1 protein-coding gene is annotated in these 704 nt (G+C 64.8%); it reads right to left on the reverse strand.

Annotated features, from left to right (window positions below):
* Positions 1–704: alcohol dehydrogenase catalytic domain-containing protein (locus tag AYK65_RS08475; protein ID WP_172401983.1), on the reverse strand; the 704-nt coding region annotated here is incomplete at both ends.

The raw sequence follows: 704 nt of genomic DNA on the forward strand, positions 1-704 counted from the left end.
CGATCTGGTCGGCGCCGCGCTTGGTCAGGTTGACGAGATAGGGCACGATGTCGTCGCCGACCTCGGTCGGATTGACGAAGTGGGTCATGCCGAACCTTTCGCCCCAGGGCTTCTTGTCGTTGTTGATGTCGACGCCGATGATCATGTCGGCACCGGCCAGCCGTAGCCCCTGGATGACGTTCAAACCGATGCCGCCGAGACCGAAGACGATCGCCGTCGAGCCCATCTCGACTCGTGCGGTGTTGATGACGGCGCCGATGCCGGTGGTGACGCCGCAGCCGATGTAGCAGATCTTGTCGAAGGGGGCGTCGGGATTGACCTTGGCGACGGCGATCTCCGGCAGCACGGTGAAGTTGGCAAAGGTCGAGCAGCCCATATAGTGATGGATCTTGTCGCCGTTAATCGAGAAGCGCGAGGTGCCGTCCGGCATCAGCCCCTGGCCTTGGGTGGCGCGGATGGCGGTGCAGAGATTGGTCTTGCGGCTGAGGCACGAGGGGCAGGCGCGGCATTCCGGCGTATAGAGCGGAATGACGTGGTCGCCCTTCTTGACGCTGGTGACGCCGGGGCCGACATCGACGACGATGCCGGCGCCCTCATGGCCGAGGATTGCCGGAAACAGCCCCTCCGGATCGGCGCCCGACAGGGTGAAGTCGTCGGTGTGGCAGATGCCGGTCGCCTTGACCTCGACCAGCACCTCGCCGGCC

The sequence above is a fragment of the Ensifer aridi genome (assembly GCF_002078505.1).
Classification (GTDB): domain Bacteria; phylum Pseudomonadota; class Alphaproteobacteria; order Rhizobiales; family Rhizobiaceae; genus Sinorhizobium; species Sinorhizobium aridi.